The following is a 13,623-nucleotide window of genomic DNA, read 5'->3' on the forward strand; positions in this document are numbered from 1 at the left end:
ATCGAGCGGTTCTCTGACCAATCGTCCAAGAAAATCTTGACATTCGTCCAAACGGCGGCCAAGGTCGTGTCCAGCGACCGACGGAGCTCGGGAGGGACGACGATGTCTCTGTACTTCTACCTGGAAAAAGGCGCCTCCCTGGACCCGGACGCGCCCTGCCTGACCCTCGACGGGAACTCGGTTTCCTACGGCCGAGTGGTCGAGCTCGCCGGGGCCGTCGCCCGCGCGCTGCGGCACTCCGGCGTGCGGCCCGGGGACAAGGTCGGCATCCTCTCGGCCAACGACCCGACCGCCTTCACCTGCGTCTTCGGCATCTCCCGCGCGGGTGCCGTGTGGTGCCCGATCAACCCGCGCAACGCGGCCGGCGAGAACGCCGAGCTCCTCGACCTGTTCGACTGCGCCACCCTGATCTTCCAGCCCGGCTTCGAGGACCTCGTCCGCGAGATCGCCCCGAAGCTCCCCAAGCTGACCACGCTCGTCCGCCTCGGGGACGGCGACGACTTCGCGCCGGGCTTCCAGGACTGGCTCGACGCCGCCCGCGACGACCCCGCCGCCGAGGCGGCGCAACCCGACGACGTCGTCGCCCTCGTGGGGACCGGCGGTACGACCGGACGTCCCAAGGGCGTCATGCTCACCGGCCGCAACCTCGAGGCGATGTCGGCGATCACGCTGATGAGCTACCCCTTCGACGGGCGCCCGGTCTACCTGGCCCTGGCCCCGCTGACCCACGCGGCCGGTGTCCTGTGCTTCCCGATCCTCGCCCGCGGCGGGGAAGTGGTGATCATGGCCAAGCCCGACGTCGGCCGGTTCCTGGAGCTGATCGAGCGCCACCGGGTCACCCACACGTTCCTGCCGCCGACGCTGATCTACATGGTGCTCGGCCACGACGCACTCGATCGCACGGATCTCTCGTCGCTGCAGTGCTTCTGGTACGGCGCGGCCCCGATGTCGACGACCAGGCTCGCCGAGGCCCTCGATCGCCTCGGCCCGATGGCGCAGCTGTTCGGCCAGTCCGAAGCCCCGATGATGATCTCGACGATGTCGCCCGCGGACCACCGCCGACCCGACGGCACCGTCCACACGGGACGGCTGTCGTCGGCGGGCCGGCCCTCGCCGCTGGTCACGGTGGCGATCCTCGACGAAGACGGGCGGCCGGTCCCGAAGGGGGAGCGCGGGGAGATCTGCGTCCGCGGCTCGCTGGTGATGGCCGGCTACTACCGCAACCCCGACGCCACGGCGGAAGCGTCCGCCCACGGCTGGCACCACACCGGCGACATCGGCTTCCTCGACGACGAGGGCTTCCTCCACATCGTCGACCGCGCCAAGGACATGGTCATCACCGGCGGCTTCAACGTCTACTCCGCCGAGGTCGAACAGGCGGTGATGGCCCACGACGCCGTCCGCGACTGCGCCGTCATCGGGCTGCCGGACGACAAGTGGGGCGAACGCGTCACCGCCGTCGTCCAGCTGCAGCCCGGCCGGGAGCTGGACACGGGCGAGCTGATCACGTTCGTCAAGGACCGCATCGGCAGCGTCAAGGCGCCGAAGCAGATCGAGATCTGGCCGGAGCTGCCGCGCTCCACCGTCGGCAAGGTGCTCAAAGCCGACATCCGCTCCACCTTCACCGAACGCAGCAAGGAGGCTGTCCGACCATGAAACTCGCGCTCTACCTGCCGAACTTCCGGGACAAGGTGACCGTCCGGGAGCTCGAAGACCTCACCGCGCTCGCCGAAGACCTCGACTTCGACTCCGTCTGGACGCTCGACCGGATCATCGTGCCGGAGGCCTCGGACCGAGGGGAGATGCAGTACCCCTTCGGGATGCTCGACGAAATGGGCAAGCAGCTCCCGGTGAGCTCGCGGGGCGAGTTCCTCCAGGGCATGCCGCTGCTCCCGTGGCTCGCCGCGAAGACCTCGAAGGTCCGGATCGGCATGAGCATCATCGACACGCCGTACCGTTCCCCCGGCGTGCTCGCCGCGGAGCTGGCCACCATCGACCACCTCTCGGGCGGCAGGCTCAACGTCGCCGTCGGCTCCGGCTGGATGCCGGAAGAGTTCGCCGCCGCCAGCGCCGCGCACATCTTTCCCAAGCGGCACAAGCACGTGCGTGAAACCCTGGAGATCATGCAGGGCATCTGGACCAACGAGGTCTTCGAGTACCACGGCGAGTTCGCCGACTTCGAGCCGGCCGGGTTCGGGGCGAAGCCGGTGCAGAAGCCGCACCCGCCGATCTTCTTCAGCGGTCTCAAGGACCCGAAGCGCTCGGCCAGCCGCATCGCCAAGTACAACCTGTCGGGCTGGATCGGGATCCAGGACTCGCCCGAGGACATCCGGCGGTGGCGCACCGAGATCCAGCGCGAGCTCGACGAGCTCGACACCCAGCGGTCGGTGGACGACCTCGAGATCTCCAGCATGATCTGGTTCGTCCTCACCGACCAGGACATGGACCAGACCCCCCGGGGCAAGGGCACCAACCTGCTCGTCGGGTCGGCGGCGCAGATCACCGACCAGCTCAAGCGGTACAAGGAAGCCGGGCTGACGATGCCCTTCCTGTGGCCGCCGTTCCAGGACGTGCCGGTGGCGAAGACGCTTGACGACATGAAGCGCCTGAAGGAAGAAATCCTGCCCAAGATCGAAGCGATGTGAGAGGAACCAGCATGTCCGAACTCGAGGGAAAGCGCGTCTTCGTCACCGGGTCGGGCGCCGGCATCGGCAAGGCGATCGCGGCGCTGTTCACCGAACTCGGCGCCCGGGTCGTGATCAGCGACCTGAACGCCGACGCGGCCAAGCAGGCGGCCGAGGAGATCGGCGCCGCCGGCGTCGCCAACTGCGACGTCACGGATGAAGCCCAGGTCCAGTCGGCCATCCAGCAGGCGGTCGACTTGCTCGGCGGCCTCGACGTCCTGGTCAACAACGCCGGGATCGAGGTCTCGTCGCCGCTGCTGCAGCAGTCCACCGAGAGCTTCGACAAGATCTTCGCGGTGAACGTGCGCGGCACGTTCGTGGCGATGAAGGCGGCGACCCCGCACCTGGTGGAGTCGAAGGGGAACATCGTCAACATCTCCTCGATCGCCGGTGTCGGCGGCAGCCCGCTGCTCGGCTCCTACTGCGCGACGAAGGCGGCGGTCATCCAGCTGACCCGGGTCGCCGCGGTGGAGATGCGCCCGGCCGGCATCCGCGTCAACGCGGTCTGCCCGGGCTTCGCGGACACGGCCATGGTCGAGCGCCTGGTCCCCGACTTCGAGGCGGCGACCCAGGTCCCGTTCGGCGACCTCGTCGCGGCGAAGCAGGGCCGGCTCGGCACCCCGCAGGACATCGCGGAAGTGGCGGCGTTCCTGGCGTCCGACCGGGCGACGTGGATCACCGGCAGCCACTACGTCCTCGACGGCGGCCTGACCGCGTCACTCGTGTGACATGACGTGACGGTCGGTGGGTCCGCGCGACCCACCGGCCGCGGTCACGAGCGGCAGAGCAGCGCGTCGGGCGTGCGGTTCGAGCCGACGCGGCCGGTGTACGCGACGCCGGCGACGTACTCGCCCGGTGCGCACTGTCCCTTGTAGCTGCCCGAAGCGAAGTCTCCTCCCAGGTCGCCGGAAGGACGGTTGTCGCCGCGGTCGAACCAGACCGTGCGGCCAGTCTTGCCGAGCGGGGTGGGGGAGCGGCCGCACAGCACCGCGGACACCGCCGCGCCCTTGACGCTGTAGCCGACCACGGCGTGGTCGGGCGGACACTGCGCCTTCGTGTAGCCGGACGCCCAGTCTGTGTCCACATAGGACTCGTCGCGGACCACCGTGGAGGAGACCGGTGTCGGCAGCGTGCCGGTGCAGAGCCCGCGTCCACCGGTGTGCGCGAGACCGCTGAGGCGCTGGCCGTCGGGACAGGCGCCCTTGCGCGCGCCCGGGTCCCAGTCCGGCTGCCCGCGGACCGTGCGCGACTCCTGGAAGTCGGCGTAGTCCAGGTCGAGCATCGACCAGTGCTCGGCCGGTGCGACCTGCCCGGTCCGCGCGGGCGCGTTCACCAGCCGCTGCCAGGCCGGGCCACGCCAGTCGGTGCCGTCGAGGACGTCGATGCGGTGGCCGGCTGCGTCCCAGGCGAGCAGTGACCACCCGTCCCCGGAGCCGTTCGTCTGGAAGCCCACCGCGGGCCAGTAGGCGAAGTCGGTGTCGGTCTGGGCCAAGTAGTCCACGAAGTTCTCGAACCAGGCGCGGGAAGCGGCGTCGGTGGTGCCGCGGCCCTCGCCGAACTCGCTGATCCACAGTGGCGCGGTGTAGTGCTTGCCGGTGTCCTGCTCGACGAAGAACGCCTGCCGGTACAGGGTGTCGCGCAGTTCCTGGGGCGAGAGATCGCGGTAGCGCGGGTCGTGGGTCTCGCCGATGCCGGTCGCGCCGGAGTGGTTCGGGCCGGTGTAGCCGTAGAAGTGCGCGGAGTAGACCAGCTTCCCGGAGTCGACGAGCGTGTGCGACAGCGTCCGGGCGGGTTCCAAGGTGGGCCGTCCGTGGGCGAAGCCGTCGATGGGCAGCCCGGTCCAGTTGATGCCCTCGACGATGATCAGCAGGTCGCGGTTGGCTTCGGTGAGGATGCGGTCGCCGACCTGCTGGCTCGCTCGCTGCCAGTCCTTGTCGTTGCCCCAGCCCCAGTTCGGGTCGTCGAGGGTGTTGCGGCGGACCTCGTTGTACAGGTCGGCGCCGACGACCCGCTTGTTCGCGGCGTAGCGGCGGGCCATGAACAGCCAGTCGTCCTGCCACTGCTGCTCGGTCTGCGCGGTGTTCCAGCGTTCGTTGCCGTCGAGCCCGCAGCACCAGCGCGACGTCGTCGTGTGGTTGTTGAGGATCACGGCGAACCCGCGCGCGGTGAGCCGCTCGACGACGCGGTCGTACACCTGCAGCGGGGTCAGGCCGTGCAGGCCCGGGTTGGCCGGCAGGTCCGGCACGGGCCGCGTGTCGTGGATCATCGCGTTCGAGAACTGCAGCCGCACGCTGTTGAGACCCAGTTGGGCGAGCCCGTCGATGACGGTGTCGATCGAAGCGCGGTCCAGGCCGAGCGGGGTCTGGTAGGCGATCTCGCCGGCGTGGTGGTTCGCGGGGTCGTTCACGTCGCCCGACCCGGTCCACGTGCCGCTCGCGCCGTGCCAGTTGGCGGCCTTCAGCTTGAAGCGGTCGCCGTTCGCGTCGACGATGTAGCGGCCGCGGGTGCTGAGCGGTCCCGCGAAGGCCGGTGGATCGGTCGCGGCCGAGGCCGGTGGGGCGGGAACGACCACGAAACCGACGGCTGAGAGCACGGTGAGCACGACACCCAGGAATCTCACGGGCGGAGGTTAACCAACCGGACGAACCGTTGTATACGGCCACGCGGGTCGGACCGGACGGGTGGACAGATGACCTCCGGACGTGTTGGGCTGGGGGTGACTTTCCGCCCCGCGACGCCGAGGAGCACGGACCTGAGCCTGTGGGAGTACCTCCGCGAAAACTGGATCGACGTCGTGAACGACGCGATCCTCCACGTGGACCTCACCCTCGCGGCGGTGGCCCTGGCGGTGCTGATCGGCATGGCGATCGGCCTGCTCACCTACCGGCGCCGCTGGCTCGGCGAGCTGGCGACCACGACGACCGCCGCGTTCTTGACCATCCCGTCGATCGCGCTGCTCGGCATCCTGATCGGCCCGTTTGGACTCGGGCTGACGAACGTCCTGTTCGCACTCGTGCTCTACGCGCTGCTGCCGATCACGCGCAACACGATCGTCGGCCTGCGCGGGGTCGACCCGGCCGTCGTGGATGCGGCCCGCGGCATGGGTCTCGGCCGCGCGCGGGTGCTCTGGCGCGTGCGGGTGCCCTTGGCCTGGCCGGTGATCCTGTCGGGGATCCGCGTCTCGACGCAGATCACGATCGGGATCGCCGCCATCGGCGCGTACGTCAAGGGGCCCGGGCTCGGCAACGAGATCTTCGACGGGCTCGGCCGGTTCGGCGCGGTCAACTCGCTGAACCAGGTGCTGACCGGCACGCTCGGCATCGTCGTGCTGGCGCTGCTGTTCGACCTGGCCTTCGTGGTGCTCGGCAGGCTCACCACCCGGCGGCGCCGCGCTCGCCGGGACGAAGCTCCCGCGGCACCGGGGGAGGCGGCCGGCACCGGCGGCGAGACGATCGAGCTCCAGGAGATCAGCAAGCACTACCCCGGGCAGGTGCGGCCCGCGGTCGACCGCCTCACGATGCGGATCCCCGCGGGCGAGATCGTCGTGCTGACCGGGCCGTCGGGGTGCGGCAAGACGACGACCATGCGGATGATCAACCGGCTGGTCGAGCCCACGTCGGGTGCCGTCACGATCGGCGGCACCGACGTGACGGCGCTCGACGTCGACGAGCACCGGCGCCACACCGGGTACGTCATCCAGCAGGTCGGGCTGTTCCCGCACCTGCGCGTGGACGCCAACATCGGCGTGGTGCCGCGGGTGCTCGGCTGGACCCGGCGCCGCGTCGCCGCCCGGGTCCGGGAGCTGCTCGACGTCGTCGGCCTCACCCGCGAGCACGGTCTCCGGTACCCGCGTGAGCTTTCCGGCGGCCAGCAGCAGCGCGTCGGCGTCGCGCGGGCGATGGCCGCGGACCCGCCGGTCATGCTGATGGACGAGCCGTTCGGCTCCACCGACCCGATCACCCGCGCCCGGCTGCAGGACGAGTTCCTGCGCCTGCAACGGGAAGTGCGCAAGACGATCGTGTTCGTCACGCACGACTTCGACGAGGCGCTCAAGCTCGGCGACCGGATCGCCGTGCTGCGCCCGCGTTCGGAGATCGCGCAGTACGACACGCCCCAGGCGATCCTCGCCGCGCCGGCCGACGACTACGTCGCGTCCTTCGTCGGCTCGAAGCGGAACCTGAAGCGGCTGGCGCTGATCCCCGTGTCGGCGCTGGAGCTGCGGCCGGTGACCGGTTCGGACGGACTGCCGCCGATCCCGCGCGGGGCCACCCTGCGGGACGCGCTGGACACGATGGTGCGCACCGGTCGCACCGAGCTCGTGGTCGAGGACGACGCAGGGCGCGCGCTGGGCGTGTGCGATGTGCCCGGGTTGGTCGCGGCGCTGCGACCCACCGCCGAGACGCCCCCGCCCGTCGTCGCGGACGCCGGGGAACCGCCGGACAGCGTCGCGCCGTCGCGGCCCCGACGGCGCCGGCTCGGGCTGCTGGTCCGGCCGGTGCTCATCGCCCTCACCCTGCTGGTGCTCTTCCTGCTCGTACGCGCGCAGCCGATCGACTCGATCGAGCAGCGGTACCTCAACGCCGGCGAGATCTTCACCGAGCTGGGCGCGCACCTGCGGCTCACGCTGATCTCGACGGTGTGCACCATCGCCATCGCCCTCCCGCTGGGCATCCTGCTGACCCGCCCCGGCGCCCGGTGGGTGCGGCCGATCGGGCTGGGACTGGGCAACCTCGGCCAGGCGATCCCGTCGATCGGGCTCGTCGTGCTGCTCGCGCTCTGGACCGGCACGGGCACCGCGACGGCGGTGACGGCGCTGGTCGTCTACGCGACCCTGCCGGTGCTGCGCAACACGATGGTCGGGCTCGACGGCGTCGACCCGACGCTCGTCGACGCCGCGCGCGGCATGGGCATGACGAAGACGGCGATCCTCTGGCGGATCGAGCTGCCGCTGGCCGTCCCGGTGATCCTCGCCGGGATCCGGACGGCGCTGGTGCTCACCGTCGCGAGCGCGACGCTGGCGACGTTCATCGACGGCGGCGGTCTCGGCGGCGGGCTCGTCGCCGGGATCGGGCTGTACCGCCCGATCCTGAGCCTGACCTTCGGCATCGTCGTCGCCGCGCTGGCGCTGTTCGCCGACTGGCTGGGGCTGGTCGCGGAGGAGGTCCTGCACCCGCGCGGAACGTAACCGACCCACGATCCCAGGAGGACGAACCATGCGACGTACGACTGCCGCCGTGCTCGCGCTCGTCGCGGTGCTCGCCGCGGGGTGCACGATCGGCAAGGACCAGACCGGTGCCCAGGTGGGCGAGGGATCCATCAAGAAGATCGACGCACTGAGCGGCGCGCAGATCCGCGTCAGCTCCAAGGAGTTCGACGAGCAGCTGCTGCTCGGCCAGGTCGCGCTCGTCGCGCTGCAGGCGGCCGGAGCGAGCCCGCAGGACAAGACCAACATCACCGGCTCGAGCAACGTCCGCCAGGCGCTCACCAGCGGCGCGGTCGACCTGTACTGGGAGTACACCGGCACCGCCTGGATCAGCTACCTCAAGCAGACCAAGCCGATCACCGACCCGCAGGCGCAGTACGACGCGGTCAAGCAGGCCGACGCCGCGAACAAGGTCACCTGGTGGGCCCGCTCGCCGGCCAACGACACGTACGCCATCGCGGGCAACCCGGAGACGGTGGCCAAGACCGGCGTGAAGACGGTGTCGGACTACGCGGCCCTCGTGAACAAGGACCCGGCCGCGGCGTCCACCTGCATGGGCCCGGAGTTCAAGAGCCGCGACGACGGCTTCCCCGGCTTGGCCAAGACCTACGGGTTCAGCCTGCCCGATCCGCAGGTGCACCTGCTCAACGACGCCGTGGTGTACCCCAGCATCGGCAAGGGGGACCCGTGCGGCTTCGGCTCGGTCGCCTCCACCGACGGGCGCGTGGCGGGCCAGAAGCTGGTGGTCCTGGAGGACGACAAACACTTCTTCCCGACGTACAACCCGGCGATCGCGATCGCATCCGGCGTCGCCGCGAAGTACCCGCAGCTGGAGCAGCTGTTCACCCCGATCGCGGCGAAGCTCGACACGGCGACGCTCACGGAGCTGAACAAGAAGGTGAGCGTGGACGGCCAGAAGCCGGCGACGGTGGCCCACGACTGGCTCAAGTCGGCGGGCTTCATCAGCTGACTCGGGCCGGGGTCGGGCGGCGGGCTCGGCGAGGTCGCGAATGACTCATTGGGACCTCCGACGCCCCGAATGAGTCATTCGCGGCATCTCGGCGGCGCTGCCGGGACCTCGCATTCCGCCGAAATGCCACGGCAACGCCACCGAATCTGTCATGCTCCGGCAAAGCCCCCATACCTCGCGAAGGAAGAGACGATGTCGGCCGAGATGGACCAGCTGATCGCCCAGTTCGAGACCTTCCAGTCGAAGGTCCGCCAGGCCGAAGCCCGGTTCGCCGGTGTCGGCGACATGCAGGAGCGGATCGCCCGGGTCGAGACCACCGTGACCTCGCCGGACGGCACCGTGACGGTGGTCGCGGGGGCCGGCGGGACCGTCACCGACCTGCGGCTCACCGCCGGCGCGATGCACCTCGAAGCGGGCCAGCTCGCCCAGCGGATCATGGCCACCCTGCGCCAGGCCGTGGCCGGGGCCGCCCAGCAGCAGGCCGGCATCGTCGACGACGCGTTCGGGGACCAGCTCGGCGTCGACGTCTCCGGGCAGGTCCGGCAGGCCCAGGCCGAAGCGTTCGGAACCACGCCGCCGGAACCCGCGTCGGAGCAGCAGGCGCCGCGGCCGCGACGCCGCCCCGAACCCGGGGACGACGACGACTTCGACCAGGGCCCGATCCTCCGCCGCTCCTGAACCGACCGAGGGAACTTCCGCGATGCCAGACGGAATCCAGACCAACATCGACGCGATCGCCGGATACGCGCGTCAGCTGCCCTTCTACGAGGGGGAAGCGGACAAGTTCGGGGCCAAGATCGATGCCGCCGACGTGACCGACACGGCCTGGGGCGTAGTCGGGATCTGGGCCAAGCAGGGCTACACCGACCGGCTCGGCGAACTGCGCGAGCTGCTGGGTGAGCTCAAGGACGGCGTCGACGGGCTCACCACCAAGATGACCAAGGCCGCCGACATGTACCGCGGCACCGAAGAGGCGGGCGTGATCGCCTTCGGCCGGTACGAGGCGGAGATCGACGCGATCGGAGGGGGCAAGTGACCGAGCCCAAGCGGAGCATCGCGGACGCGCTGGACGTCCAGCCGTACGACGAGAGCACGAGCGCGAACCTCGACCGCGCGGCGGAGGCCACGCCGGTGGTCGGCACCCTGTACAAGTCCGGCAAGTCGATCTCCGAGCACGCCCAGCAGGCCGCCTCGGCGGACGGCGCCGGGGAGCTGGCTTCGGCGGGCAAGGCGCTGGTCGGTGACGGCGCGGCGTTCGTCGGCGCCGCCGCGACCGACATGGTCACCTTCGCGATGGACCCGATCGGCTGGCTGGTCAGCCACGGGTTGAACATGCTGCTCGAGCTGGTCCAGCCGCTGCAGGACGCGCTGCACTCGGTCACTGGCGACGGCCCGGCCATCGGGCACGCGTCGGAGAACTTCGCCACGATCGCGCACGGCTTCGTCGCGCTCGCCGAGGACTTCGAGAAGACCGGCGACACGGCGCTGGCCGAATGGGTCGACGAGGCCGGCAAGGCGGCCAAGGAGGCGCTCGGCGACTTCTCCTCCGGCATCCGCGGTGTCGGCTCGGCGGCCGGGTCGGTCTCCGAAGTGCTGCAGATGTGGTCGATGGTCATGCAGGTCATCGAAGAGGTGATCAAGGCGATCATCACCGAGCTGGTGTCCTGGCTGATCACCATCTGGCTGCCGGCGCTGGCCGCCTCGGTGATCAGCTTCGGCAGCTCGGTCGCCGCCGCGATGACGGCGTCCATCGCCAAGGCCGCGAGCGTGCTGCAGAAGGTCACCCGCTACCTCGGCAAGTTCGGCAAGCTGCTCGACACGTTCATCGAGTTCCTCGCGAAGTACTCGACGAAGGTCGTCGAGATGACGCGGAAGTTCCGGCTCGGCCGGTACGCCGGGGAGTCGCGGTTCGGCCTCGACACGCTGGAGAACACGGCCCGCGTGCCGTTCACGCCCGGCAACCGCGCGCTGACCACGATGTTCGGCACGTCGGTAGGCGCGAGCCCGCTGGTCGCCGGCGCGAGCGTGAAGGCCGGCATCGCCGCCGGCAAGACGGCGTTCACCGAAGGCAAGGAAGCCGTCACCCCGGAGGAGGACGAACCGTGGTTCGACAAGAGCGCGATCGGCGGGGACCAGAGTCCGGAGGAGACCCGGCGGAACTTGGACATCTAGAGCGGAAGGCCGTCGAGCTCGGCGACCGCATGGAGTCCGTGAAGGACGCCGCGCTCGTGCGCCCCGGGTTCCGGGAGCGCGTGGAAGCACTGATGCGCGAGCAGTGGCAAGAGCCGGTGATCGTGCTGCGCCTGGGCGACACGGACCTGCGGTTCGACGTCCCCGGCCGCCGAGAGGACGGCACGGTCGAGGGCTCGCAGCCCGTGCTGCGGGCGTTCGGGAACGTCGCGCGCGGAATCGGCGCCGCCGTGGGGTTCGTCGCGTACCTGGCGAGCGCGGCCGGCAGCGGTGGCGGCGGGGGCGGCAAGGCCGAGCGTGCCGCCGACGTGAGCGGCCCGGCGGACGCCCGGGTCCTCGAGCCGCTCGACCGGCTCCGGCGGGCGAAGGGCCCGTGGCTGGTGTGCTCGCCGACGTCGGTCGCGCTGGTGGAGACCGGGTCGACGTACCTGGATCCGAAGGACGCGCCCGAACCGCGGATCCTCTGGGAGGCGCGGGGCCCGGACGCCCCGGCGGTCAGCTTCCGCAAGCGCACGCTGACCTGGCCGGACGGCTCGCGGTTCAAGTTCCCGCTGCAGGGCCGGACCGAAGACCGGCACCTGCGGCAGTTCCACGAGTACCCGGACGTCGTCCACTGGCCGGAGCGCTGACCGGCCTCGAACCCTCAGTGTGCGGCCGGCGACGGGTGGTAACTACTCTGTTCGGAGTAGTGCCGCACCCGTTGGAGGTCCCGGTTGGTTCCCGCCCGTCGCTGGCTGGTCGTCGCGGCTGTGTGCGCGGTCGTCGCGGTCGCCGTCTACTTCCTCGCCGTCTGGACGGTTCCCGGCCAGGCGCTGGAGAACGCCGCACTGCGCGGGGCCGACGAAGCCGCGGCGCGTGATCAGACCGTCGCCGACGACACCCTGAGCCGGATCACCGTCTACTCGCTGGCCGCCGCCGTCGTGCTGGTCGCGCTCGTCGGCCTGCTGCGGCGGCGGGTGGATCTCGCCTTCGCCGCGGTGGGCGTGATCGTGGCCGGGCAGCTCGTGACGCAGGCGCTCAAGCGGTACGTGCTGCCCCGGCCGTCGCTCGTGCCGCTGACCGGGCACTACGCCGACAACAGCCTGCCCAGCGGGCACACGACGATCGCGATGACCGTGCTCTTCGCCGCCCTGCTGGTGGTGCCCTACCGCTGGCGCGGCGTGACGCTGTTCTTCCTGCTCTCCTGGGCGGTCGGCATCGGCGCGTACACGGTGACGGCGAAGTGGCATCGGCTCTCCGACACCCTCGCCGCCGACGCGATCGCCCTCGGGCTCGCCTGCCTGGCGTCGTGGTGGCTCGCGCGCCGCGGGGCCGTGCGCCGCCACGACGGGCCGCGGCGGATCCCGCGGGTGCTCGTCGTGACCGTCGCCGCGCTCGGCGGGGTGGTGTTCCTGGCGCTGGGGACCGTCCTGATCGGAGCGTCGCTGACCGGCGGCGGCTACGACGAAACCGTGCGGGACAACGCCTGGGTCGTGTACCTGGCGGCGAGCTCGTTCGCCTCGTTCGGGTCGATCGCGGCGGCGCTGGCGTTCCTCGCGACCTGGCGCCGGCTGGAGATCGCGTGAACCCCGCCCTGATCCCGCTCGCCGCGGCCGTCTTCTGCTCCGCCGTCTTCCTGGTCAGCTTCCTGCTCGACCGCCGCAAGCTGCGCAACGGCTTCTACCTGTTCTTCGCCCTCGCGTTCTTCGGCGTCGCCATGCTGGCGCTGCTGGCGTCGGTCTCGCCGGAAGCCGCCGCGATCGTCGCGTTCGGACTGTTCGCCCTGATCCCGCTCACGATCGTGGTGCTGGCGGTGTTCCTGATCGGCAACGGCGTGACGATGCTGCGCCGCGAAGGCCGGCGCCCGGCGAACCTGCTGTCCCTGGCGGCCGGCGTGGGCATCGTCGCGCTGATCGTTTTCGACTTCGTGGTCGGGCAGCTCGGCTGGGCACCGCTGGAGGCGATCCGCGACAGCGTCGACGGGATCGTCGCGTACCTGTCGTTCCTGTTCGTCTGCTTCCTGCTCTACTCGCTCGTCTACGGCCGGATCCGCAGCCGCCGCCCGCTCGACTTCGTCGTGGTCCTCGGGTCCGGGCTGCTCGGCGGGAAGAACGTCCCGCCGCTGCTGGCCGGCCGGCTGGACCGGGGGCGGCGATTGCTGGACGCCGAGGACCGGAAGGGGCGCGCGCCGCTGCTGGTCGCCTCGGGTGGACAGGGGCCGGGGGAGGACCTGCCGGAGTCGCACGCGATGGCCGGCTACCTCGTGGACCGCGGGGTCGCCCGCGAGCGGATCGTGCTCGAAGACCGGTCGCGGACCACGCGGGAGAACCTGGCGTTCAGCGCCGGCCTCATGCGCGAGCGGCGGCCCGGCTACCGCTGCGTCGTCGTGACGAACAACTTCCACGTCCTGCGCGCGGCCCTGATCGCCCGCAAGGTCAAGGTGAACGGCCAGGTGATCGGCGCGCCGACGGCGTGGTACTTCTGGCCGAGCGCCACCCTGCGCGAGTTCGTGGCCATCATCGCCGACCACCGGGTCCTCAACGGCATCGTGGGCGCGACGATCATCCTGGCGAGCGTGCTGAAGGCCTTCTAGCGCG

General features: G+C 70.7%; 12 protein-coding genes. 11 read left to right on the forward strand and 1 reads right to left on the reverse strand.

Annotation, left to right across the window (positions count from 1 at the left end):
- Nucleotides 1-102: 102 nt before the first annotated feature.
- The 3 genes from AB0C38_RS07005 to AB0C38_RS07015 are packed head-to-tail and all read left to right on the forward strand — an operon-like array spanning nt 103 to nt 3,412.
- Nucleotides 103-1,656: a long-chain fatty acid--CoA ligase gene (locus AB0C38_RS07005; RefSeq protein WP_360667836.1), complete on the forward strand. Its 1,554-nt coding sequence runs from the start codon at nt 103-105 to the stop codon at nt 1,654-1,656.
- Nucleotides 1,653-2,645, forward strand: coding sequence for an LLM class flavin-dependent oxidoreductase (locus tag AB0C38_RS07010; protein ID WP_360667838.1), 993 nt, complete (start codon nt 1,653-1,655; stop codon nt 2,643-2,645). Before AB0C38_RS07005 ends, AB0C38_RS07010 begins: the two co-directional genes overlap by 4 nt.
- Before the next feature lie 11 nt (nt 2,646-2,656).
- Nucleotides 2,657-3,412 (forward strand): SDR family oxidoreductase, encoded by a 756-nt coding sequence (locus AB0C38_RS07015; RefSeq protein ID WP_360667841.1) that lies wholly within the window; start codon nt 2,657-2,659, stop codon nt 3,410-3,412.
- Between the two features lie 44 nt (nt 3,413-3,456).
- On the opposite strand, the gene AB0C38_RS07020 is transcribed toward AB0C38_RS07015, so the two are convergent.
- Complete coding sequence (locus AB0C38_RS07020) at nt 3,457-5,304, reverse strand: cellulase family glycosylhydrolase (RefSeq protein WP_360667844.1); 1,848 nt, start codon at nt 5,302-5,304, stop codon at nt 3,457-3,459.
- Between the two features lie 69 nt (nt 5,305-5,373).
- On the opposite strand from AB0C38_RS07020, the gene AB0C38_RS07025 reads away from it, so the two are divergent.
- From AB0C38_RS07025 to AB0C38_RS07060, 8 genes are all read left to right on the forward strand, one after another.
- The gene (locus AB0C38_RS07025) at nt 5,374-7,869 is read left to right on the forward strand and encodes an ABC transporter permease subunit (RefSeq protein ID WP_360667847.1); all 2,496 of its coding nucleotides are present in this window, start codon (nt 5,374-5,376) and stop codon (nt 7,867-7,869) included.
- A gap of 28 nt (nt 7,870-7,897) precedes the next feature.
- Nucleotides 7,898-8,857 carry a glycine betaine ABC transporter substrate-binding protein gene (locus AB0C38_RS07030; RefSeq protein WP_360667850.1) on the forward strand — a complete coding sequence of 320 codons (960 nt, stop codon included), beginning with the start codon at nt 7,898-7,900 and terminating at the stop codon, nt 8,855-8,857.
- Nucleotides 8,858-9,049: 192 nt separating this feature from the next.
- Complete coding sequence (locus AB0C38_RS07035; protein ID WP_360667852.1) at nt 9,050-9,535, forward strand: YbaB/EbfC family nucleoid-associated protein; 486 nt, start codon at nt 9,050-9,052, stop codon at nt 9,533-9,535.
- A gap of 22 nt (nt 9,536-9,557) precedes the next feature.
- Nucleotides 9,558-9,893 (forward strand): hypothetical protein, encoded by a 336-nt coding sequence (locus AB0C38_RS07040; RefSeq protein ID WP_360667855.1) that lies wholly within the window; start codon nt 9,558-9,560, stop codon nt 9,891-9,893.
- Nucleotides 9,890-11,029 carry a hypothetical protein gene (locus tag AB0C38_RS07045; protein ID WP_360667857.1) on the forward strand — a complete coding sequence of 380 codons (1,140 nt, stop codon included), beginning with the start codon at nt 9,890-9,892 and terminating at the stop codon, nt 11,027-11,029. Before AB0C38_RS07040 ends, AB0C38_RS07045 begins: the two co-directional genes overlap by 4 nt.
- 29 nt (nt 11,030-11,058) lie before the next feature.
- Nucleotides 11,059-11,676: a hypothetical protein gene (locus AB0C38_RS07050; protein WP_360667860.1), complete on the forward strand. Its 618-nt coding sequence runs from the start codon at nt 11,059-11,061 to the stop codon at nt 11,674-11,676.
- A gap of 84 nt (nt 11,677-11,760) precedes the next feature.
- A complete protein-coding gene (locus AB0C38_RS07055) occupies nt 11,761-12,612 on the forward strand; it encodes a phosphatase PAP2 family protein (RefSeq protein WP_360667863.1) in 852 nt (283 codons plus the stop codon).
- The gene (locus AB0C38_RS07060; RefSeq protein ID WP_360667866.1) at nt 12,609-13,619 is read left to right on the forward strand and encodes a YdcF family protein; all 1,011 of its coding nucleotides are present in this window, start codon (nt 12,609-12,611) and stop codon (nt 13,617-13,619) included. Before AB0C38_RS07055 ends, AB0C38_RS07060 begins: the two co-directional genes overlap by 4 nt.
- Nucleotides 13,620-13,623 lie beyond the last annotated feature (4 nt).

It is taken from the genome of Amycolatopsis sp. NPDC048633, from assembly GCF_040650695.1.
GTDB lineage: Bacteria > Actinomycetota > Actinomycetes > Mycobacteriales > Pseudonocardiaceae > Amycolatopsis.

Coding starts and splice junctions, on each gene's coding strand:
- AB0C38_RS07035 (WP_360667852.1), top strand. CDS start 9,050: ATGTCGGCCGAGATGGACCAGCTGATCGCCCAGTTCGAGACCTTCCAG.
- AB0C38_RS07025 (WP_360667847.1), top strand. CDS start 5,374: ATGACCTCCGGACGTGTTGGGCTGGGGGTGACTTTCCGCCCCGCGACG.
- AB0C38_RS07015 (WP_360667841.1), top strand. CDS start 2,657: ATGTCCGAACTCGAGGGAAAGCGCGTCTTCGTCACCGGGTCGGGCGCC.
- AB0C38_RS07050 (WP_360667860.1), top strand. CDS start 11,059: ATGGAGTCCGTGAAGGACGCCGCGCTCGTGCGCCCCGGGTTCCGGGAG.
- AB0C38_RS07010 (WP_360667838.1), top strand. CDS start 1,653: ATGAAACTCGCGCTCTACCTGCCGAACTTCCGGGACAAGGTGACCGTC.
- AB0C38_RS07040 (WP_360667855.1), top strand. CDS start 9,558: ATGCCAGACGGAATCCAGACCAACATCGACGCGATCGCCGGATACGCG.
- AB0C38_RS07005 (WP_360667836.1), top strand. CDS start 103: ATGTCTCTGTACTTCTACCTGGAAAAAGGCGCCTCCCTGGACCCGGAC.
- AB0C38_RS07030 (WP_360667850.1), top strand. CDS start 7,898: ATGCGACGTACGACTGCCGCCGTGCTCGCGCTCGTCGCGGTGCTCGCC.